At 41.4% G+C, this 22,322-nt stretch carries 23 protein-coding genes and 1 pseudogene; 11 read left to right on the top strand and 13 right to left on the bottom strand.

All coding sequences use genetic code 11. The features are described 5' to 3' along the window. Window positions 1-44: 44 nt before the first annotated feature. From HNR63_RS11375 to HNR63_RS11365, 3 genes are all read right to left on the bottom strand, one after another. On the bottom strand, window positions 45-977 hold the full coding sequence (locus HNR63_RS11375) for an iron-hydroxamate ABC transporter substrate-binding protein (RefSeq protein ID WP_425485174.1): 933 nt from the start codon (window positions 975-977) through the stop codon (window positions 45-47). Further along, window positions 913-1,773: an ABC transporter ATP-binding protein gene (locus HNR63_RS11370; RefSeq protein WP_181520766.1), complete on the bottom strand. Its 861-nt coding sequence runs from the start codon at window positions 1,771-1,773 to the stop codon at window positions 913-915. The genes HNR63_RS11375 and HNR63_RS11370 overlap by 65 nt, the downstream gene beginning before the upstream one ends. Window positions 1,774-1,894: 121 nt before the next feature. Then, window positions 1,895-4,192, bottom strand: a complete 2,298-nt coding sequence (locus tag HNR63_RS11365; RefSeq protein WP_181520765.1) for an EAL domain-containing protein — start codon at window positions 4,190-4,192, stop codon at window positions 1,895-1,897. 205 nt (window positions 4,193-4,397) lie between these two features. On the opposite strand from HNR63_RS11365, the pseudogene HNR63_RS11360 reads away from it, so the two are divergent. Beyond that, window positions 4,398-5,582 (top strand): annotated as a pseudogene (locus tag HNR63_RS11360) (protoglobin domain-containing protein); the annotation flags it as partial. A gap of 213 nt (window positions 5,583-5,795) precedes the next feature. On the opposite strand, the gene HNR63_RS11355 reads toward HNR63_RS11360, so the two are convergent. Both HNR63_RS11355 and HNR63_RS11350 read right to left on the bottom strand, forming a co-directional pair. Continuing rightward, on the bottom strand, window positions 5,796-6,917 hold the full coding sequence (locus HNR63_RS11355) for a glycerate kinase (RefSeq protein ID WP_181520764.1): 1,122 nt from the start codon (window positions 6,915-6,917) through the stop codon (window positions 5,796-5,798). Further along, on the bottom strand, window positions 6,917-7,345 hold the full coding sequence (locus HNR63_RS11350; protein WP_181520763.1) for a hypothetical protein: 429 nt from the start codon (window positions 7,343-7,345) through the stop codon (window positions 6,917-6,919). Before HNR63_RS11350 ends, HNR63_RS11355 begins: the two co-directional genes overlap by 1 nt. 117 nt (window positions 7,346-7,462) lie before the next feature. Here HNR63_RS11350 and HNR63_RS11345 point away from each other — a divergent pair, with 117 nt between their 5' ends. The 5 genes from HNR63_RS11345 (at window position 7,463) to HNR63_RS11325 (ending at window position 11,629) form a co-directional block, all read left to right on the top strand. Continuing rightward, on the top strand, window positions 7,463-8,683 hold the full coding sequence (locus HNR63_RS11345) for an aminopeptidase (protein ID WP_181520762.1): 1,221 nt from the start codon (window positions 7,463-7,465) through the stop codon (window positions 8,681-8,683). 71 nt (window positions 8,684-8,754) lie between these two features. Further along, window positions 8,755-9,846: a diguanylate cyclase gene (locus HNR63_RS11340; RefSeq protein ID WP_181520761.1), complete on the top strand. Its 1,092-nt coding sequence runs from the start codon at window positions 8,755-8,757 to the stop codon at window positions 9,844-9,846. 45 nt (window positions 9,847-9,891) lie between these two features. After that, entirely contained in the window at window positions 9,892-10,857 is a 966-nt protein-coding gene (locus HNR63_RS11335; protein WP_181520760.1) for a hypothetical protein, read from the top strand. Between the two features lie 13 nt (window positions 10,858-10,870). Continuing rightward, complete coding sequence (locus HNR63_RS11330; protein WP_009373621.1) at window positions 10,871-11,131, top strand: hypothetical protein; 261 nt, start codon at window positions 10,871-10,873, stop codon at window positions 11,129-11,131. 72 nt (window positions 11,132-11,203) lie between these two features. Next, entirely contained in the window at window positions 11,204-11,629 is a 426-nt protein-coding gene (locus HNR63_RS11325) for an Hsp20/alpha crystallin family protein (protein ID WP_181520759.1), read from the top strand. A gap of 71 nt (window positions 11,630-11,700) precedes the next feature. Here HNR63_RS11325 and HNR63_RS11320 read toward each other — a convergent pair whose 3' ends face one another. Both HNR63_RS11320 and HNR63_RS11315 read right to left on the bottom strand, forming a co-directional pair. Further along, the gene (locus HNR63_RS11320) at window positions 11,701-13,353 is read right to left on the bottom strand and encodes a glycerol-3-phosphate dehydrogenase/oxidase (protein ID WP_181520797.1); all 1,653 of its coding nucleotides are present in this window, start codon (window positions 13,351-13,353) and stop codon (window positions 11,701-11,703) included. Between the two features lie 113 nt (window positions 13,354-13,466). Then, on the bottom strand, window positions 13,467-13,619 hold the full coding sequence (locus tag HNR63_RS11315) for a hypothetical protein (protein WP_160289329.1): 153 nt from the start codon (window positions 13,617-13,619) through the stop codon (window positions 13,467-13,469). A 124-nt stretch (window positions 13,620-13,743) separates the two neighbouring features. On the opposite strand from HNR63_RS11315, the gene HNR63_RS11310 reads away from it, so the two are divergent. Further along, window positions 13,744-14,166, top strand: a complete 423-nt coding sequence (locus HNR63_RS11310; protein WP_181520758.1) for an Hsp20 family protein — start codon at window positions 13,744-13,746, stop codon at window positions 14,164-14,166. A gap of 101 nt (window positions 14,167-14,267) precedes the next feature. On the opposite strand, the gene HNR63_RS11305 is transcribed toward HNR63_RS11310, so the two are convergent. Beyond that, on the bottom strand, window positions 14,268-14,588 hold the full coding sequence (locus HNR63_RS11305; RefSeq protein ID WP_181520757.1) for a YppG family protein: 321 nt from the start codon (window positions 14,586-14,588) through the stop codon (window positions 14,268-14,270). 152 nt (window positions 14,589-14,740) lie between these two features. Between HNR63_RS11305 and HNR63_RS11300 the strand changes: the two genes are divergently transcribed. Both HNR63_RS11300 and HNR63_RS11295 read left to right on the top strand, forming a co-directional pair. Continuing rightward, window positions 14,741-14,953 carry a YppF family protein gene (locus HNR63_RS11300; RefSeq protein WP_181520756.1) on the top strand — a complete coding sequence of 71 codons (213 nt, stop codon included), beginning with the start codon at window positions 14,741-14,743 and terminating at the stop codon, window positions 14,951-14,953. Between the two features lie 60 nt (window positions 14,954-15,013). After that, window positions 15,014-15,181, top strand: a complete 168-nt coding sequence (locus tag HNR63_RS11295; RefSeq protein WP_181520755.1) for a hypothetical protein — start codon at window positions 15,014-15,016, stop codon at window positions 15,179-15,181. A 23-nt stretch (window positions 15,182-15,204) separates the two neighbouring features. On the opposite strand, the gene HNR63_RS11290 is transcribed toward HNR63_RS11295, so the two are convergent. The 3 genes from HNR63_RS11290 to HNR63_RS11280 all read right to left on the bottom strand — a co-directional run bounded on the left by HNR63_RS11290 (window position 15,205) and on the right by HNR63_RS11280 (window position 17,754). Then, entirely contained in the window at window positions 15,205-15,408 is a 204-nt protein-coding gene (locus tag HNR63_RS11290) for a hypothetical protein (RefSeq protein WP_035063231.1), read from the bottom strand. 296 nt (window positions 15,409-15,704) lie between these two features. Beyond that, window positions 15,705-16,049, bottom strand: a complete 345-nt coding sequence (locus HNR63_RS11285) for an ArsR/SmtB family transcription factor (protein ID WP_009373631.1) — start codon at window positions 16,047-16,049, stop codon at window positions 15,705-15,707. After that, window positions 16,024-17,754 carry a SulP family inorganic anion transporter gene (locus HNR63_RS11280; RefSeq protein ID WP_181520796.1) on the bottom strand — a complete coding sequence of 577 codons (1,731 nt, stop codon included), beginning with the start codon at window positions 17,752-17,754 and terminating at the stop codon, window positions 16,024-16,026. The genes HNR63_RS11285 and HNR63_RS11280 overlap by 26 nt, the downstream gene beginning before the upstream one ends. Window positions 17,755-17,946: 192 nt before the next feature. Between HNR63_RS11280 and recU the strand changes: the two genes are divergently transcribed. Next, window positions 17,947-18,546 carry a Holliday junction resolvase RecU gene (gene recU, locus HNR63_RS11275; RefSeq protein ID WP_181520754.1) on the top strand — a complete coding sequence of 200 codons (600 nt, stop codon included), beginning with the start codon at window positions 17,947-17,949 and terminating at the stop codon, window positions 18,544-18,546. 15 nt (window positions 18,547-18,561) lie between these two features. After that, complete coding sequence (locus tag HNR63_RS11270; protein WP_181520753.1) at window positions 18,562-21,168, top strand: transglycosylase domain-containing protein; 2,607 nt, start codon at window positions 18,562-18,564, stop codon at window positions 21,166-21,168. 8 nt (window positions 21,169-21,176) lie between these two features. Here the strand turns inward: HNR63_RS11270 and HNR63_RS11265 are convergent, their stop codons facing one another. Together HNR63_RS11265 and nth are read right to left on the bottom strand one after the other, a co-directional pair. Beyond that, window positions 21,177-21,668 carry a YpoC family protein gene (locus HNR63_RS11265; RefSeq protein ID WP_181520752.1) on the bottom strand — a complete coding sequence of 164 codons (492 nt, stop codon included), beginning with the start codon at window positions 21,666-21,668 and terminating at the stop codon, window positions 21,177-21,179. Beyond that, window positions 21,669-22,319, bottom strand: a complete 651-nt coding sequence (gene nth / locus HNR63_RS11260) for an endonuclease III (RefSeq protein ID WP_181520751.1) — start codon at window positions 22,317-22,319, stop codon at window positions 21,669-21,671. Between the last annotated feature and the right edge of the window lie 3 nt (window positions 22,320-22,322).

Below are 22,322 nucleotides of genomic sequence, written 5' to 3'. Positions count from 1 at the left end.
ACATAAAGAAAGAGGAATTCGCGACGAACTCCTCTTTAATTATATTACTCACCTAAAAAATGTTTTTTGAAAAACTCAAGCTGATATTCTAATGTAATTGGATCGTTAAAATAAAATTCTTTTGCATTCGCTTCAAAAACGCGGTTGTTTTTCACAGCTGGAATGTTTTTGTACGTTTCTGTTTCTGTAAATGAAAGATCACCGTCTGCGTTTTTGCTGAAAATGACATAGTCCCCAGCAAATTGTGGAAGCACTTCAAGTGAAATGGCGTAATATCCGTCTTTCAATGCATGTTCTTCCACTGCTTTTGGCATTTTTAATTTCATTTCCTGATATAAAATTTCTGTCCCACGGCCCCAGTTGTTGCCGAATACGTACAATTGCTTGTCGAAGTTTTCAATGACAGAAACAGTTGCCTGTTCACCGATTTTTGCACGAATGTCTTCACCAGCTTGTTGCGCACGCTCTTTAAAGTCTTCGATCCACTTTTTCGCTTCTTCTTCTTTATTTAACAATTTACCAATTTCTAAATGTTGCGTTAAGTAATCTACTTTTCCATACGTATACGTCACTGTTGGTGCAATTTCTTTTAGCTTATCTAAGTTTTTATTTGTTGATGCGGCAATAATTAAATCTGGTTCAAGCTCAATAATTTGTTCTAAGCTTTCATCTGTCACTTCTTTTGCGTCTTTTAAATATGGCTCATAACGCGGGTTCATTTTCGCCCAAGAATCTACCCCAACAATCGGGACGTCTAACGCCATCACACTACCCGCTAAAAACGAAGATAAAACAACGACGCGCTTCGGATTTGTAGGCACTTCGATTGGACCTGTTTCAGATTGATACGTCATCGTTTTTGGTTCGTTTGCTTCTTTTGTCGCTTTCTCTTGTTCTTTTTCTGCTACTTGATTACCGCACGCACTCAACATGAGCACGAACAAAAGTAGAATGAACATCATTCTCTTTTTCAACATATTCTGCATCTCCTTTAATTAAATGATATGTGATACACATCGGCTTGTTTGTTCGAGGGTCGCGACCGATTTCCGCTTCAATATGAAACACTTTTCGTAATACGTCAGGCGTCATCACTTGCTCGCACGTTCCCGCCTGAACAATTTTTCCATCTTTCATCGCAATCATATAATCAGCAAAACGCGCCGCTTGGTTTAAATCATGCAACACCATGACGATCGTGCGCTGTTGTTCGTGGTTTAAACGTTGTAACAGTTCGAGCACTTCTAATTGATGCGCCATATCTAAATATGTTGTCGGTTCATCTAAAAAAATAATGTCTGTTTCTTGCGCAAGCGCCATCGCAATCCACACCCGCTGTCTTTGACCGCCTGATAGCGAGTCAACTGGACGGTGTTTAAATTCGATCGTTCCGGTCACTTCAAGCGCCCAATCAACGACTTCATAATCTCGTTTCGTTAGCCGACCGAATCCTTTTTGATACGGAAACCGTCCGTACGAAACAAGTTCACCAACCGTTAAACCGCCCGGACTTTCTGGCGTTTGCGGTAAAATGGCCATTTTTTGCGCGAGCAGTTTCGTATGCTCTTGCAAAATTTGTTTTCCATCTAAAATGACTGCGCCTTCTTGATGACGAATAATGCGTGTCATCGCTTTTAACAACGTCGATTTTCCGCAACCGTTTGGTCCGATAATCGTCGTAATTTTTTCATCTGGAATATGTACAGTTAACCGATCAACAATGACGCATTCTCCATATCCGACAGAAAGCTGCTCTGTATACAACCGCGGCATATATGTTTTCCCCCTCGAACGTCAAGTTAACTAATCGATATTGAGAATTAATATCAATACACATTGTAATCTACACGAATTGATTATCATTGTCAATGATTTTCTTTGTAAAAAACCAACTTCATTCGTTTGGAAGTTGGTTTTTAATGTATGTTTTTTCAAATACGTCTGCTGGAAGTGGTTTACCGAGCACATATCCTTGAATTTCATCGCATTGAAGAGACCGAAGAAGATCTAACTGTTGCAACGTTTCTACCCCTTCAGCAATGACGCGCAATTTTAAGTTTTTCGCCAGCACAATAATCGCTTTGACGACGGCGACGTCTTCTTTCTCCTCTGTAATGCCATCAATAAACGGTTTTGCAATTTTTAATCGATCGATCGGAAATTTACGTAAGTAACTGAGCGATGAGTAGCCGGTTCCGAAATCGTCAATCGATATGTGCACGCCAAGTTGCTTTAGTTGTTTCAGTTTATCAATCGTATATTGCTCGTTAAATACAGCGACCCCTTCTGTAATTTCTAAATCGAGTTGATGAGGTGGCAATTGTGTTTGTTGTAAAACCGAACGGATATGTTCGACAAAGTTTTCTTTTAAAAATTGTTTCGGGGAAATGTTAACACTCATGCGGAGCGATCGACCGGTTTGTTCGCTCCATTTTTTCATTTTTCGACAAGCTTCTTCTATTACCCACTCACCAATCGAGATAATTTGTCCTGTTTCTTCTGCAATGGGAATAAAAATGGCTGGTGAAATGATGCCGTGTTCTGGATGAATCCAGCGAATGAGCGCTTCCATGCCGATTAATTCCTTCGTTTGCACATCAAATTGCGGCTGATAAAATAAGGTGAACTGTTTTTTCTCAATCGCTTCGTGAAGCGCCGTTTCAATAATCGTTTTTTGTAAAACGATACGATCCATTTCACCATTGAAAAACTGATATTGATTTTTTCCTTGTTCTTTGGCGCGATACATGGCGATATCGGCATGTTTCATTAACGTGTCGCCTGTTTCTCCATCGTACGGATACACTGCTACCCCTACACTAAGCGATACGCGCATATCTAAATGTTGAACAGCAATCGGCTGCTTATTAATCGAGACGATGTTATTGACAAAGCAGTGAAGTTCACTAATATGTTTTAACGGTGTAAAAATAATTGTAAATTCATCGCCTCCTTGTCGTGCGACAATATCCGTCGAGCGAACTTTTTCTTTTAGCCATTGCCCAACTTGTACGATGAGAGCATCACCGATTTGATGCCCGAAATAGTCATTAATTTGCTTAAAGCGATCAATGTCGATAAAAATAACGGCAAGACCATGTTGCTCTTGTTTTGCACGAATCAACGCTCGCTCAAGCTCCGTAACAAATGCACGACGGTTAAAAAGTCCTGTTAAAAAGTCATGATTAGCCGCGTACGCTAACTGTTCATTCATCCGTGTCAACTCTTGCGTGCGTTTCATGACTTTTTGTTCTAAGTCGTTGTTTAATGTTTGTAATTGTTGCACGAGCTGACGGTTTTCTTTTAACGTCATAAATTGACGAATGAAAATGAATATAACCGCAAAAGCAAAACATGACATCACCATTCGGTCACCGAGATAAATAAAAGGCATCCACATCAAAGTAAGAAAACTGATATACGGAAAAAGAACTTTTATAGCAAACGACTGTTCTCCTTTTTGAAACGATAAATCCCCATCTTTTGCATCATAACTTGAAAGACTAATGGTGAGTAAACTCATGATCCATAGCGGATCTAACCATGAACTGTATACATCATTCCATTGTATCATTTGAATGAAATATATCGTATCTGTAAATACAAACAATCCAACACCTACGATATTCCATAGCCAAATCCGACGAACATTTGTTACAAAAAAAAGAAACAACAGTAAAAATAACATCACGAGATCAAGGAAAGGATAAGCAACTAAAACAGCGACATATAAGATATTTTCTTTTAAATGAATAATCGGCTGAACGATATATATCCAGCTATATGCCATCGTCACACATGTCACGATGAGCGCATCGAATAACGCTTGCCACATCGCTATTTGTTTTCGTTGTTGCATGATGATATATAGTAATGAAGCAATATACATCAATGAATGAGCAATATAAAATACGTCCGACCAATTCGGAAACGGAGGCTCGGTTTGAAACGACCACTCGTATATGCGATAAATCGTTTCAGCGATCAAGTAACAAATTGCACCGATGGTCATCCATTTCCAAAATATTCGCTCATTCGTTTTTATACGAATCGACGCGCGCCATAACAAAATGGCTGAAAGAAATATGCCACCTAATGAAAAGAACGAACGAACAACCATTTCTGTTTGTCCAGATGTACTGAACAATGCGATGTAATAAACGATGACATACATAAAAACGATGACTTGCACCCGCCACCCCTCCTTTTTTTCACATCATATGCGCAAGAAAAAGAAACGAATAGGACAACTAGCCGTGTCGTTAAAAATGTGTTATTTCTTTCTTTTTGTTGTTTATTTAGAACAATGTTTAATATATCTACAGAGCATTATTGTTCGTCAATTGATAATGAAAGGAATATAATTGTATTACAAAAATAACAAGGAGTGATGTTCCATGCTTTTTACTAAACATAAGAAACAGCTTCCGCCATTTCACTTAGACAGTAGAGAGGCGATTGTACATACAACAAATGAAGTGAAAGCACGACTGTCTTACATGGGAGTGACGGAAGGACATTTACAACTATTGCGTGAAATGAAACCGCTCGTCATGGAACATGTTAATGAAGCAGTGGAAGACGTGCTCAATCATTTATATTCGTTTTCATTATTGCAGTCAGTGGCACATGCAAAAACGACGCGCGAACGTTTAAAACAAGTGTTTGTTCAATATGTTGATTCCCTTTTTTCAGCAACAATTAATGAAGAGTATGTCTCTTTTCGCAAACAGCTCGGTAGTAATCATCATCAACGTGGCTTGCCGATCGAATGGATGATCGCAACATATGAAGCGATCGTAACTGCTCTTCTTCCACGCCTATTACCATATGCGGAACAAGAAGGACGAATCGATAAATGGACTCATGCAGTCACTGCTCTCTTTCATCTCATTAATTTTGACTCGCAACTCATTATGAGCGCCTATATGGACGATCGAATGAAAGAGTTGGAGCAACTGAATAATAAACAAACTTCTATTCAATTACAACTGCGTGACATCGGACAGCAACTTGCCGCTTCCATTGAACAAACAGAAGCTGCGCTAAGTGAAACAGAAGAAAAAGCGAAAAACGTACGCGCACAAACAGAGATGACAGAAAGAAGCAGTAAAAACTTGTCTAGTCTTATGAATACAACAGAAAAACAAGTCGAGCAAACACGAGTAACATTTGATGAAGTGGTCAACAAAGTTAGCGACGTGCTTACTATTTTGCAACAGTTATCTAACTCATCAGATGTCATTCGTAGCACGTCTTCCCAAATCCAAACGATTGCTGACCAAACAAACTTGCTTGCTCTAAATGCTGCAATCGAGGCAGCGCGAGCAGGAGAAGCAGGAAAAGGGTTTGCTGTCGTGGCGGATGAAGTACGTAAACTGGCTGAGTACACAAAACAAATGAGTGCACACATTATTGAAGGAGTGGAGAAGAACTATCGCCAAGTTGAAATACTTGTGCAAAAAATGAACGATATGAGCATGATTGCGAAGGAAGCCGCCAACCAAATGGAGGGAACGAAAGGGACAATGGTGGCGTCAAAAATGGAGCTCGATCATCATATTCATTTATTCCATGAGAGCCAACAACAAATTGACTATATTTTACGCTCAATCGAAGAAATTCATCGAGTGATGCGACACTTATCTTCCTTATCGACTGAATTAGTGGAACAGACAGAATAAGAGAAAGCTGAATTAGTGGAACAGACAGAATAAGAAAAAGAGGGTGACATGTTGTTTATTTAGAACAATGTTTAATGAAAATAAATTAAACAAAACTCAAGCGGTTTTCGGCTAAGAAAACCGCTTGAGCGTTCGTGCAACGTTGCGTGCTTTCGTATATAAAAGTGTAGCGGCGGATTGCATACTTTGTTCTACCGTCATCGGTTTTGTTGCAATCGCATCGCAGCTAACAAAATATTCATACAGTTTTTCAAATCCGTCACCGAGGCTACCAGACAATAAAAAAGCGGGAACGTCATATTGTTTTGCTAATTGCCCAACATAAAACGGCACTTTTCCATATAACGTTTGTTCGTCGCTTTGTCCTTCGCCAGTAATGACGATGTGGGCATGCTTCACTTTTTCTGGCAATTGCACCGTTTCACCGACAAGTTTTGCTCCAGAAATCAACGTTCCACCAAGCAATAAAAAAGCAAACCCTAAACCGCCTGCCGCTCCTGCTCCGCGTTCAAGAGCATATGAACGCCCAATTTGCTGCTCGATTTTTTGCGCATACGTATATAGCCATTTATCTAATGTGCGGACCGTTTCACGATCTGCCCCCTTTTGTGGTCCAAATACGTACGATGCTCCTCGCTCACCATAAAGTGGATTATCGACATCGCAAGCGATAAGAAATTCGCTTTCATATATGCGTCGATCAAGCGATGCCATATGGACATGGGCAATATGTGGCAAAGAAGAAGGCATGGGCGGTAAAGGCTCCCCTTTTTCATTCGTAAACGTCGCCCCAAGCGCACATAACATACCGAACCCACCATCATTTGTGCTACTTCCGCCAAGTCCGATTACAAACCGGCGATACCCGGCATGAAGCGCTGCGGCAATGATTTCACCTACACCATATGTTGTCGTATGAAGCGGATGACGCTTTTCATTCGGAACGAGTGGTAAACCGATCACTTGCGCGACTTCAATAATGACCGTATCTCCAACGACACCGTATGCCGCTTGCCGTGTTTCAAATAGCGGACCGCGAGCCGTTACATATCGAACGGAGCCGTTCATTGCTGAAACGATCGCTTCCATCGTTCCTTCTCCTCCGTCTGCCATCGGAACAGCAATGACAGTCGCTTCTGGATATTCATATTGAAACGCTTCTTTCATAATCGAGCATACGTTTTTTGCTGATAAGCTTCCTTTAAATGAATCTGGTGCAATGACGACACGCATTATCCAACAACCTTTTTCAATATATTTTTTCCATTTTTACGAACGAAAACAACCGTCATGATCGTTTCGCGTTCACATGAAAACGGCTCGTTCGTGATCATCTGTTCATAATCGCGATAAGGTGAACGATATAAATCAAATAAAAACGTTGTCGCATCTATTGATTCGACAAATATAATTTCAGCAAACCACTCCCCATTTACATACGAAAGTGGTGGACCGTCTTGTCGTTCAATAGAAATAAGCTTTTTCTCCTCACCGTTTTCACAAAAAGCGACGCCGACATCGTCCCCTGCACAAAAGCCGATGATCGGCTCGTTCGTCGTAAACGTAAGCGTCTCGCCTTTCACTTGCACATCAACTGTTCGTTCATAAGCACAAACAAATAGCCCTTCAATATAAAATAATTGTTGGTCACCACATCCCATAAGTCATTCCCTTTCTCGTTATGTTCCTTTCTTAATCATAATACAGGCGAAAATGTTTTCACAACATCATTCCTTTTGTTAAAATGATAGTATGCTTTACAACAAGGAGGTTTTATTATGTTACAAAAATATGCGGAATTAGCTGTACGTGTTGGTGTCAACATTCAACCGGGACAAACGTTGTTTATTAACGCTCCGCTTCCGTCCGCCCCGCTTGTACGTGAAATTGCGAAAAAAGCGTACGAAGCTGGTGCGAAACATGTGCATGTCGAGTGGAGCGATGAAGAAATCACGTACATAAAATTTAAACATGCACCCGAGGAAGCGCTTCATGAATATCCGTCTTGGCTTGCCAAAGGACGTGAAGAAGTGGCTGAAAAAGGTGGGGCGTTTTTAAGTATTTATGCACCAAATCCAGATTTATTGAAAGATATTGATCCGGCACGTGTAGCTGCGGCAACAAAAGCGGCAAGCCTTGCGCTACAACATTACCGCAGTCGCTTAATGGCCGATCATAACTGTTGGTCATTAATTGCTGTGCCGACACCTGCGTGGGCGAAAAAAGTATTTCCTCATCTGAGCGAAGAAGAAGCGATCGCAAAATTGTGGGACGTCATCTTCCATGTGACTCGCGTCGACCAAGAGGATCCAATTGCGGCATGGAAAGCGCATAATGAAAAATTAGCTCGCATCGTTGATTATTTAAACAATAAGCAATATAAACAGCTCATTTATGATGGACCAGGAACAAACTTAACAGTTGAACTGCCAGATGGACATATTTGGGCTGGAGGAGCAGCGAAAAGTACAGACGGCACCGTATTTAATCCGAATATGCCAACAGAAGAAGTGTTTACGATGCCACATAAAGATGGAACGAACGGGGTCGTGCGAAACACAAAACCGTTGAACTATGGCGGCAATATTATTGACGGCTTTACGCTTACATTTAAAGATGGAAAAGTCGTTGACTTTACTGCAGAAGTCGGCTATGACACGCTCAAACATTTGCTTGATACTGACGAAGGTGCACGCCGACTAGGAGAAATTGCGCTCGTGCCGCATCAATCTCCAATTTCACAATCGAACCTTGTGTTTTATAATACGTTATTTGACGAAAACGCAGCCTCACATTTAGCGCTCGGAAAAGCGTATCCGACAAACATCGAAGGCGGAACGAATATGCGTACAGAAGAACTGCTTGAGCGTGGGGCGAACGATAGCTTAGTGCATGAAGATTTTATGATCGGTTCTCATGAATTAAATGTTGATGGAGTAACAAAAGACGGGGTTCGTGAGCCGATTATGCGAAACGGCGAGTGGGCCATTTCCATTTAACAATGTTGCGGCGTTTGTCCGCAACATTTTTTTTCGTCCGCATATATTGGCAAAGAGAGGAGGAGCGGACGATGTTTAAGCAATTTATTGCGAATAGCGGCATACTTATTGCTGGATTTTATTTAATTAGCAAGTTTTTTCCTTCTAACATTCATAAAAAATCCCCTGTTCATATGCGCCTACTTGCTGGTGCTTTTTGCGGTTTATTAAGCATTGTGCTTATGTTTTTTTCTATTCCACTCGGACATGGAGTCATTTCTGACCTACGCCACGTGCCACTCGTTGTTGTAAGCTATTACGGAGGTATGCCGAGCGCACTGGCGGCAGGCATCATCATGGGGACAGGACGTTTTTTGTTCGGCAATCCGTTTGCATCGATCGTTTCTTTTTTTACTTCTCTTGCCATTGCGATCGGTTGCGGATGGATTAGCCAGCGAGTGAAACGACATATAACGATCACAACGTTTTGGATGAACGTCTACAGCATGTGCCTCATTTCACTTGCTTTGTTTATTAACATCCCAGATAAACACATATATACGCAAACACTCGTTATTTTTTGGCCTATTTCGATTGTCGCTACATATGTAGCTGCGAATATTTGTAAAGATATTCGCCAATCAAAAGACATGTTGCAACATTATAAACAATGGGCAACGACTGATTTTTTGACCGGGCTTTATAATGTTCGTCAGTTTCATACGTTATTTGGGCAACATCTCGAGCGAGCGAAACAGAAAAACAGCTGTTTATCTCTTATTTTATTTGATATTGATCGCTTTAAATTGATTAACGACACATATGGGCATGATGGCGGGGATGTCATTTTACGTGATCTTGGAGAACTGATCCGCTCGCTCGTTTCGAAAAACGGTATGGCTTTTCGCAATGGCGGGGAAGAATTTTCGATATTGCTTTCAAGCTGTGAACATGAAGCGGTGACATTTGCCGAACATATTCGAACAACGATTGAACGTCATCCGTTTTTCGTGCAACAACAGACGGTGCATATTACGGTTTCCATCGGCATTTCTGTTTTCCCGACGCTTGCAACAAATGAATCAGAGCTATTTAAGCAAGCGGATATCGCTTTGTATGAAGCGAAGCAACAAGGACGAAATCGTACCATTGTATATAAAAAGGAATACTTGCATGAAACGTAAAACTATACGACAATAAAAGTAAAAACAATTAAAGGAGCGAAACAAATGAAACAACGATCGAAGCTACTCATTTGTGCGACGGCTGTCGCTACATTGCTTTCCGCATGTAACGAACAAACGACAGCGCCAGCGAAACAGCCTGTCGAACATAAACAAGAAGCAAAAGAGAAAACGACGCCAAATTTAACACCAGTCGAAAGCACAAATCAATCGTTTACGATTTCGTTATTACCAAAATTCAGTTTAGAAGCTGAGGAACCGGGAAAAGATGTCGTGATGCATGAAAGCGAACAAGACCAATGGATGCGTATTGAATTGTTGCCGAAAGAAGCGAAAGATCAAATGGAAACGTACGCAAAAGAAAGGGCCATGGCCGTCTCTGAACAAGCTACACCGTTTGAAGGCACACTCCCGTTTGAAGATGCGATCGTATATGAAGCGCCTGTCGATAACGATGTCGTTTATATCGTTGGGGTAACGGGAGATGAACCGATGTTTTTAACGGTATTTACGAAAAAAGAAGATAACTGGCTGAATACGTTTATGACGATGGCTAAAACAATTGAACGGACGGAAACGGAAACGAGCGAACAACCGCAACCAGCCTTTTTCACATATAAAAGTAGCAACCAGCCGTTTCAAGCAAATATTTTAAACGGCTATATGGCGGAAGCAGTCGAGCCAGGGAAAGATATGATTTTTCTCGATGAAGAAAAAGCGTCGATGACTGTTGAACTCATTGATGAAGGGGCAGACTGGTCGCTCATTGCCGAACAAGCAGAACAGTACGTAAAGGCAAGCAGCAAAGACGGAACAGTCGAAAAAATGACGTGGACAAAAGGAACGCGTTTAAACGGTGCCGATGTATATAAAAGCGCCATTGAAGATGGCGAAGTATACGTGTTTGTCGTAAAAAATGGAACGCCGATGCGGCTGACGATTTTTGTACAACAAGAAAATGAACTAAATCCGTTTTTACAAATGGCAGAAACGATTGAACGGATTGATTAAGGGAGGGCTTGTTTTGGAGCTATTAGAAGCATATCGATCATTATGGTCAAACCGTTCGTTGCCTGTCGGCGAAAACGAGGCGGAACATGTGCTGCTCGATGCTATTCAGCGCGATTTATTAGATGAAATGACACATCCGCGCTTAAGAAAATCACCTTATGAAAAATTTTCGTTAGCCGTGAAGCGAATTGCCACATCATCGCTTGATGCCAAACAGCAATACGAGCTCGTTCGTTTATACGTGCAACAGTTAGAAAACTTGCCTTCGCGCTAAGGCAAGTTTTTTGTATAACATTGTTTGATTTGCACAAAATACGTATTGAATATGATACGAGGAGGCTGTACGATGGATCCGTTTCGTTCGTTAGATGTGATGCGCCGAGATGTAGAACGTATGTTTTCTAACTTCCCTTCTTTTTTATCGCATATGGATGATATGTTTCGTATGCCGCGCGTCGATGTGCATGAAAATGACAAAGAAATGATTGTCACGTGCGACATTCCGGGACTAGAACGAAAAGAAGATGTTGACATTCATATCGACGATCAAACATTATCGATTAGCGGTCAAGTGCGGCGACAACATGATGTGAAAGATGAACATATGCATCGACAAGAGCGGTTTTACGGACGATTTTATCGCACGATCCCACTTCCGTCCCATGCTGCACATGAAAACGTACAAGCATCATATAAAAATGGTGTACTTGAAATTCGCATTCCAAAAGCACAATCGGATGGGAAAAAACGAATTGACGTACAATTTCATTAACACCGGCACAATTGCCGGTGTTTTTTTAGAAATGAAAGAAATAGAAAAGGCGGAAGATCCCGCCTAGCGCGCTAACGTTGTGCTTCATCGCACGGAATAACGGCATCATGAAGCGCAGCGTTTACTTGTTGTTCGTATTTATTTCGCTCTTCTTCTGTCCAATGAAAATACGATTGCATCAACGTAACAACAGCTTCTTTTAACTGACGAACCGCATGAATGTCAAAAAAGAGCGCGCCGGTACGCCGAATGAAAAAGTCGAGCGGTGTCACCGTCATTTCGCATTCGAGTGCATATAGACACATCGCATACCAATCAATGGGAAGAGCTGTTTCTTTTCGATTATATGTGCTAGCAAAAGCGAATAAACGATCGACATTCGTGCCGTATCGTTGCACGAGCTGTTTTGCTTGTTGTTCTGTTAAGCCGCAAGCCATTCCTTCGGCTATTTTTTCGGCCATAAACGTATGCCATCGGCTCGCACCGCCAACGTCCCCACCGGAAATCGGCAAATGTTTTGTTTGACACGATGGATACGTCCCACCTAGCTGTTTAGCAATCAAATCAACAACGGTTTCAGCCATTTTGCGATAGCCTGTTAACTTTCCGCCTGCAATCGTAATGAGACCAGATGGCGATTGCCAAACTTCATCTTTCCGTGAAATTTCAGATGGATCTTTCCCTTCCTCATAAATGAGTGGACGCAATCCAGCCCAACTTGATTCAATATGTTGTTCCGTTAAATGAACGGACGGGAACATGTACCGAATGGCGCGCAGTAAATAGTCGCGATCGTCTCTTGTCATTTTCGGATGGACGCGATCTCCGTCATAAAACGTATCTGTCGTGCCAACGTACGTCTTTCCTTCGCGCGGAATCGCAAACACCATGCGACCGTCAGGCGTATCAAAATATACCGCTTGCTTGAGCGGGAAATGCGCTTGATCAACGACAATGTGCACCCCTTTTGTTAAGCGCAATTTTTTTCCGACGTGTGAGCCGTCTTTTTCACGTAATATATCGACCCATGGCCCTGCTGCATTGACAATTTTTTTCGCATATATCGTAAACGTTTTCCCTGTCGTTTCCTCACGACATGTCACCCCATTAATCCGCCCATTTTCATCGTACAAAAACGATTCCGCTTTCACATAGTTTACTGCGTGGGCTCCGCATTCCACCGCTTTTTTTATCACTTCTATCGTTAATCGTGCATCATCTGTCCGGTATTCAACGTAATAACCGCCGCCAAGCAATCCGTCTTGTTTAATTAACGGCTCTTTTTGCAACGTTTCATGTGCGGATAACATCGTCCGCCGTTCCGCTTTTTTGACCCGTGCCAAATGATCATACACCCATAGCCCAATGGACGTACTCCATTTTCCGAACGTGCCACCGCGATGAATCGGCAATAACATCCATTCTGGTGTCGTGACATGCGGGCCGTTTTCATACACAATAGCTCGCTCTTTCCCGACTTCTGCGACCATTTTTACTTCGAACTGTTTTAAATAACGTAATCCCCCATGAACGAGTTTCGTCGAACGACTTGACGTGCCAGCCGCAAAATCTTGCATTTCAATGAGCGCTGTTTTCATTCCACGTGTCGTTGCGTCAAGCGCGATGCCACAACCGGTAATGCCACCGCCGATCACAAGCACATCATACGTCGTTTTGCTCATTTCCTCTGTTATTTCCATTCGTTGTTTTGCTGAAAACATCATCATTCCCCCTGTAAAAATAAAAAGAGACCAAAACAAGCATAATAAGCTTCACTTATTATGCATGTATGGTCTCTCTTCGTCTCTTGACATATATGAACTTTAGTTTCATTGTATCATATATGTGGAAAAAGGCAACTGTTTTGCACAAAAAGCCATTTGATCGCTGAACGTGGCTTACATAAGCTAATGTTAATTCCTTTTTCTTTATATTTGTTGACGATATGTTTGACGTTTGGTCGCTTGTTTTCCTCTCGCTTTCTTTGCACGCGCTTTCTTCCTTTCTTATTCTCTTTTACATATTTACGAATCACCATATAAAAAGTTTCGCGAACAATTTATTTTTTCCTGCATATATTACGAACAAACATATGTCGTAAGGAGTGAACATGTATGAAAAAAGATTTGTCTCATATGCTCGATTCGTTTTTTGATGATCGGTCATTAAAAAAATTGTTGTATACGCTCGATGAATATGTTCACCGTGCAATTTCATCGATTTATATTCCAATTGATGTACGCGAAACAAAAGAAAAATATGTCATCATTGCCCATCTTCCAAATGCGAAACGTGAGAACGTTCATCTACAATTTATTGACAACACACGTCTGTTGTTATCCGTCGTTTACGATGAACAGACGGAAACGATTGATGATGAAAAGAAAATGATTCATCGTCAGCACACGTATGAACGAGCGACAAAATCCATTTTTCTCCCTTATCCTGTTCATGAATCAGACATTCAAGCATCGTTTCAAGACGGCAAACTCATCATTCAACTCCCACAAAAGAAAACATTTATTCCAATTGAATAAATAAGAAAAGCGCAAAGCGCCCGCCTATCGGCTTGAAGCTAGACAGTTCCCTAAATTAGAAATTGTATACTTTCTTAATCTTTATAAGAAAAACGCAAACGTTATATTTTAAACGTTTGCGTTAATCCTTTTACAAGCCCGGTCATTTGATTCATCACTTGCACCGCCTGCCCCATCGTATTCATCATTTTTGTAATATCGTACGTCCCATCTTTCGTTTTAAACTGCTCAAGCAAGCTTGGCGGCTTTGCAGGAGCGAATGGAGGCATAGGTGAAACGAACGGAGAGGCAGGTGGTGTGGTGAATGGAGACATGGGCGGAACGACTGGTGGAACAGGAAACGAAGTCGGTTGGGAATAATATGGATAATAATGCACAGGTGCCACATGTGGCATTTGCATCGTAGACCATGGTTGGTACATATTTTCTCTCCCCTTTCACTACATCGTATTCGTTTTTCACAAAATGGTTCATGACTAATCTTGTCAATCGATGTCGGAATTCTCAATTTTTTGAATTTAACATGTTGTCTTTTTTTATGTTATGATAAGTGGAAAAGGGGGAGGGAATAATTATGACAATTATTGAATTAAAAAACAAATTTATCGCAATGAAACAATATGAGCCGATCGATGCAAACGAGCTGCTTGACTTTGCGCGTCAACTTTATTTGCGCAACGAATTGCCGCTTGGCGTATATCGCCATCTTGTGCGTGATTTAGAAGCGCTTGGGGCTTACAAACCTGACGATGAGCGTATTAAACAATATTCAGGAAGCGCTGAATGATTTCTCCCCTCTTGTGCCATGCTAAGTGGGACGCTAGCATGGAAAAGGAGGCGGATGAAAATGGGTCGTGGTGTTCATTTTCACCATAAGAAAAAAGGACATGAAAGCGAGAAGCCAAAACATGGCGAACGTGTCGAGTCGAAGCAACGTGAAGTTGTCGACTATGCTATTGACACAGTAGGAAGCGAAACGCATCGTCCAGTGACAATTGAACGTGTAAAAGAATAAAGGTGGCCAACGCGCCACCTTTTTTATATTGCCGGAACGAACATATACGTTTCTTTTTTTTCGATTTGTTGTTCGATGTTGTTGAGTTGGCGTTCGATGTCTTGTAAACTGTCTTGTTGCATATCGTAATGTGTATCCATTTGCTCGGTCGTACGCTCTTTTAATTTTTTTTCTAATTGTTCAATTTCCTCAAACAATTGTTGTAATTGCATTTGAATATGTTCCATCCTCCAACTCCCCTTTCGCCTTTGCCATACACATTCGCTATCCATCTCCTCGTCCCTTCTTGATTGACAAAACTAGAAGAAATTCGGCAAACAAAGTGGTATACGTACAAAATTCGACAAATATGTTCGCATGTTTTTTATATGAACGGTCAAAATAAAATGGTGAAAGGAGGCGACAACATGGCGAAAAAAGAGCAAAAGAAAAAGCAAAAGCCGAAGCAAGAAGAAACAACAGGATTTGGCGACAAAAAACTAGAAGGTCCAGACCGTCCTTCTACATAAAGAAACAGGAGAGGTTACGCCTCCCCTGTTTCTTTCTCTTCATTCATTTTATCTAAAATGGAAATCGCATCAATTAAATGGTTGTTAAAAATTTGCTTAGCAATACTTAATAAATCGACAATCATCGGATCACGCAATGAATAAATGACTCTGTTCCCGTGTTTTGTACCATATACAATATTTTTTGCGCGCAACACGCTTAGTTGCTGGGACACAGCTGACCCTTCTGCACCAATTAGCGTTTGTAACTCATTGACGTTTTTATCTCCTTCCGCTAACAGTTCTAAAATACGGATGCGCAGTGGGTGAGCTAAAGCTTTAAAAAACTCTGCTTTAAATTGTTGTAATTCTAGGTTCATTTGTTTCCTCCGACATATTCTGTTTTAATTGTTCCCCTTGAATATGACATAAATGACGGCACTCTGAAAACGCATAATGCTTGCAACCGACACATTGTGTTCGATTAATGTGTGACAAAGCAGTTTTTAGCGCCTCTCCTGTATGTTCAAAAAAGTTTTCTGCGCCAATTTTATCATATAATCCAGATCTTTTTAACATCTCTTTCGGTTGTTGTTGTATACCAGAGACGAGAACAATTCCGCCTTTTGATTGAAAATGCCCAACAAGACTTGCTAAATTCGCTTCACCTGTTTGATCCATATACGGTACTTTGCTCATACGTAAAATAAGAACACGTGGAGCATGGTGTATTGTCGCCATAATCGATTGCTCAAACATTTGAGCGACACCGAAAAACAGCGGTCCATCAATTGTATATATACTAATTTGTGGACAATCTCTCCCTTGTTCAACCATTCTCGGAGTTACTTTTTTCTTTTGTTCATCTGGAAGTACTTTGAATACTTGAAATACATCTGTCATTCTTTTTACAAACAATAACACAGCTAAAATGAGCCCTACTTCCACAGCAACAGTCAAATTCACGAAAATCGTTAAAACAAATGTAATGACAAGCACAATTGAATCGGCTGACTTCATTTTTAACACATGTATAAACTCTTTCCGCTCACTCATATTCCAAGCGACAATCATTAAAATCGGTGCCATACTCGCTAGCGGAATATGTGATGCATAAGGAGAAAAAATAAGTAAAATAACAAGAACAACGACACCGTGAATCACACCAGACAATGGAGATGTCGCCCCGCTTTTAATATTCGTTGCCGTTCGCGCAATTGCACCAGTCGCCGGAATTCCGCCAAAAAAAGGCGTCACTATATTCGCAATTCCTTGGCCGATTAACTCGCGGTTACTATGATGTTTTTCCCCTGTCATTCCATCGGCAACGACCGCTGATAACAAAGACTCAATCGCTCCAAGCATAGCAATCACAAAAGCCGGTCTGATCATCTCATATATATGTTCTAACGTTAAGTTAGGAATAGAAACATGTGGAAGTGTATTTGGAATCTCCCCATAAACAGATCCGATTGTCGCTACTTTGTTTTCAAATAAAAAAAAGCCAAATAAGCTCGACACAACTAAGCTTAATAATGGGCTCGGTATTTTAGGTGCAAATTTTGGTGCAAATAAAAGAACGACAAGCCCGATGGATGCGATAATTACGCTATATATATTTACATCATTAAGATGCATCCATATTTCCTTCATATTGTCTACAAACGCTTCATGCTTTTTTACATTCAATCCTAAAAAATTAGGAATTTGTCCGGTAAAAATAATAACGGCAATTCCCGCTGTAAACCCGATTGTCACAGGGCGCGGAATAAACTTAATAAGTGAGCCTAAGCGCAAAACGCCAAATAACACAAGCATAATTCCTGATAAAAAACCTGCAACAAGTAAATTTTCATATCCATAGGTTAATACGATGCCTAATAAAATAGGAATGAATGCCCCCGTAGGCCCTCCAATTTGATACTTTGAACCACCAAAAAGAGAAATGAGAATCCCAGCAACAATAGTCGTATAAATTCCGTATTCTGGTTTTACACCAGAAGCAATTGCAAACGCCATCCCAAGCGGCAAAGCAATAACACCTACAATAAACCCTGACAATGCATCTTTTTGAAAATGAGCCATGGTGTATCCTTGAAACCGCTCCAAAAAAAATCCCCCTTTTTATATATTCAAATTTTTGAATATACATATATACAAAATATTTATATCATTTTCTTATTTTCTTGTCAAAGCATCGTTCTTTTTCTAATTTTCGGGCAAATGACGAACAGACGAAACATATGGTATAATGTTGAACATTCAAGGGGGGATGATATGTTTAAATATCCGAATGGGCGAGCATATGAAAAAAAAGAAAATGAACGCACATGGCATACTCGTGCTTCTGATACGTATGGAAATCGCGGAATGACGCTAGAGGCGGATTTAAACGAAACAAACGCCTATTATTTAGCTCAAGGCATTGCCGTCATTCATAAAAAGCCGACACCGGTGCAAATCGTCCGAGTCGATTACCCGAAACGAAGCGCGGCCGTCATTAAAGAAGCGTATTTTAAACAACCGTCAACGACGGACTATAACGGCGTATACCGTGGAAAATATATTGATTTTGAAGCAAAAGAAACGAGAAATCGTACGTCGTTCCCGCTTCAAAATTTTCATGAACATCAAATTGAACATATGAAACAAGTGCTAGCCCACGGAGCGATTTGCTTCGTGATTTTGCGTTTTACAACACTCGATGAAACGTATTTATTCGATGCACAGCACCTCCTTGAATATTGGGAGCGAAAGCAACAAGGTGGACGCAAATCAATGACAAAAGCAGAAATCGAACGGCATGGCCATCTCATTCCGCTTGGCTATCACCCACGAATCGATTATATTCAAATTGTGGACAAACTATATTTTTAGAATAGGAGGAACGATATGGCGAATTATCGTTCACGAACAGAACGAAAACAAGTAGAACAAAAAAAACAACGTCCGCGAGAGCGAGGGCGTTCGATAATGAAAAAAATTGTGCTTATCATGTTGCTCATCATGACCATTGGCATGTTTTCTGGTGTAGCCGCATTTGCTTGGATGATTAAAGATGCACCGCCGCTCGATGAAACGTTGTTGCGCGATCCTTTAGCTTCGATCGTGTACGACGTGAATGGCCAAAAAGTAACAGAGCTCGGTCAACAAAAGCGCATTTACGTATCGTATAACGATATTCCAAAAGTGCTTGAAAACGCGGTGCTTGCGACAGAAGATGCGCGCTTTTACAAACATCACGGTTTTGATATTGTACGCTTTTTCGGTGCCGTTTTAGCAAACATTCGCGAAGGATTTGGCGCTGAAGGTGGAAGTACGATTACACAACAAGTCGTCAAACTTTCTTTTTTAACGCCTGAAAAAACGTTAAAACGAAAAGTGCAAGAACTATGGCTTGCCATTCGGCTTGAACAAAAATATTCCAAACACGAAATTTTAGAAATGTATTTAAACAAAATTTATTATTCCAATCGGGCATACGGTGTTGCGAAAGCGGCGGAAACGTACTTTGGCAAAAGTGATTTATCGCAATTAACGCTTCCGGAAGCGGCATTGCTCGCCGGCATTCCACAAAGCCCGAACAACTACAATCCGTTTACGCATCCAGAAGCGGCGGAAAAGCGTCGAAATACAGTATTGTCGCTAATGGTAAAACACGGGTTTATTTCAAAAGAAGAAGCTGAAGCGGCGAAAAAAATATCTGTTCAATCGCTATTAACGGAAAATAAACAACAAAGCGATATTCCATACGACTCCTTTATTGATCAAGTGATCGATGAAGTGACAGAAAAAACAGGGCTTGATGTATTTACTGCCGGATTACAAATTTATACAACATTAGATCCGAACGCCCAATCATATGTGGAAGATTTGTTGAACTCGGACGAAGTCATTCGTACGAACAAAGCCGATTTCCAAGCTGGCATTGCGGTCGTAGATACGAAAACAGGTGAAATTCGGGCGCTTGGCGGCGGTCGGAAAAAAGAAGAAGGCGTCACGTTCGGATTCAACTATGCAACCGATACACGAAAACAACCAGGTTCGACAATTAAACCGATCGTCGATTACGGCCCAGCGATTGAATATTTAAAATGGTCAACGTACCACCAATTAAAAGATGAACCGTATCAATACTCTGATGGAACGCCAATTAAAAACTGGGACGGCAAATATGAAGGACAAATGTCGATGCGAACAGCACTTGCTCGTTCACGAAACATCCCTGCCTTAAAAGCGCTCCAAGAAGTCGGTTTAGAGCGAGCGAAACAGTTTGCGAACAAGCTTGGCATGGGCTTTGAAGAAATGCATGAGGCCTATGCGGTTGGCGGCGTCGGCAAAGGGGTGTCACCGCTACAAATGGCTGGCGCATATAGCGCATTCGGAAACGGCGGCATTTACATTGAACCGCATGCGGTGAAAAAAGTGGTGTTTCCAGATGGAACAGAAATTGATCTTCGTCCAGAACCAAAAGCCGCGATGAAAGATTATACGGCGTTTATGATTACTGATATGTTAAAAACGGTCGTGCAATCAGGTACAGGAACAGCAGCAAACGTACCAGGGCTTCATATTGCCGGAAAAACAGGAACGACGAACTACGATGAAAAAGACCGTCGCAAGTATGGTCTGCAAAGAGGAGCTGTTCCTGACAGTTGGTTTGTCGGTTATACACCAAACTATACAGCAGCCATTTGGACTGGTTTTAGTAAAAAAAGTAGCGAAGCCTATTTATCAAAATCCGAACAACAATATGCGAAACAGTTGTTTAAACGCGTCATTTCCCATATTGATGACGGCAGCGGCGGCGATTTTAAACAACCGAAAAGCGTTGTGAAACTAGCGGTGAAAAAAGGAACGAATCCGCCGAAACTCGCCAGTGAACATACGCCAAAAAGCGAAATTACGTACGAATATTTCGTTCGCGGTTATGAAGAGCCGACAGAAGTGGCCGAAGATGAACCGGAAGTGATTGAACCAGTCAAAGACTTACGAGCGCAATACGATCCAGCAACACAAACGATTTCGCTCGCATGGTCATATACGATCGATCCAGAAAAAGATGTATCATTCGAAGTACGGCAAACAGTAGACGGTCGCAAACCGACAGTTATCGCAAAAACAAAAGATTCACAGTTAACTGTCGATGCGAAAGAAGGCTCCGTATATTTGTTTGAAGTATACGTCGTGACAGCTGACGGCACACAAAGCGCGCCAGCGACAGCGCTTGTGCAAATTCCAAAAGAAGAACCGCAACAACCAAACGAAAATGAGTCACCAGGACAGTCGGGAAACGAAGGAACCCCGGAGACGCCAACAAACCCGGAAAATCCAACAAATCCGAACGAGCCAAATCCGAGCAATCCGGGGACACCAACAAATCCGACAAACCCGACAAATCCGAACGAGCCAAACCAAAACAATCCGAACAACAATCCATCGGGGACGAATAGCCAACAACGAAGCGGAAATAATGATGGCACACCAAAAAGAGACTGAGCGCATACTCAGTCTCTTTTTTGTTGAACCATTTGTTTATAAAACAGTTTCGCAAGCTCGATAAATAATTCATCTAACTGAACAAACGAATGATGAAGAGCAGGGCGAGCGAAAATAAAAGAAAGACGATCGATGACATTTAACGGGCGAAGCGAAAGCGATTGGACTTCCTCTTCCCAGCAGCATATGTTTCCTATCGGGCGTTCGTTCAGCCAATATAGTGCGCATAAAAAATAGCTTATCCCCCGAATGATCCCGTCTTTTGCTTGTTTCGCTTGACGTTTTGCAAACAACGGGGCAAGCTCGCGTTTTTCTTCGTCCCAAAGCTGAAATACAGCAGGAAGCGCGCGTTCTTTTTGTTGCCATGGCTTTTCTTCATTTGTTATATCATAATAAAACGGCACCTGCTTCATCATCATCGGAAACGGTTGAAGCGTCTCGATATCGACCGTATCGGTCGCAAAAAAGAGCGGATGTTGGAACGTTTTTGGAACGATCATTTACATCTTTCCTTTCATCCGTTTTTTTCCTTCACGACAAAGATGAAGAAGCGGACATATGTCGCATTTAGGCGATTGTGCTTTACAATGATAGCGCCCAAAAAAAATAAGGCGATGATGGGTCACCGACCATTCTTCTTTCGGAATTTTACGCATTAACGTTTCTTCTACTTCTAACACTGAATCTTTCCAGCGGCAAATGCCGAGCCGTTTGCTTACTCGTTCAACATGCGTATCCACAGCAATGGCAGGGACACCGAAAGCAACAGATACGACAACGTTCGCTGTTTTGCGCCCAACGCCAGGAAGCTTCATTAATTCCTCGCGGCTTTGCGGCACGTTTCCATCATATTGTTCAATTAATATCCGACATAATTGTTGAATGTTTTTCGCCTTATTCCGATATAAACCGATCGAACGAATATCTTGTTGTAGCTCTCCTAACGGAACAGACACGTAATCTTCTGGTGTTTTATATTTTTCAAATAGTTGCTTCGTCACTTTATTGACGAGCGCATCTGTACATTGGGCTGATAAAACGACGGCGATTAACAGCTCAAACGGGTTGCGATGAATAAGCTCACAATGCGCGTTTGGAAACATGGTTGCGATCTCGTCTAAACAGTAGCGAATTTGTTGTTTTGTTAGCATGTA

Origin of the sequence: Anoxybacillus ayderensis (genome assembly GCF_013761015.1) — a bacterium.
In the GTDB taxonomy this organism is placed as follows: Bacteria; Bacillota; Bacilli; order Bacillales; family Anoxybacillaceae; genus Anoxybacillus; species Anoxybacillus ayderensis.
Note: the sequence above shows the minus strand (reverse complement) of the source record. Positions and strands in the feature narration are given on the sequence as shown.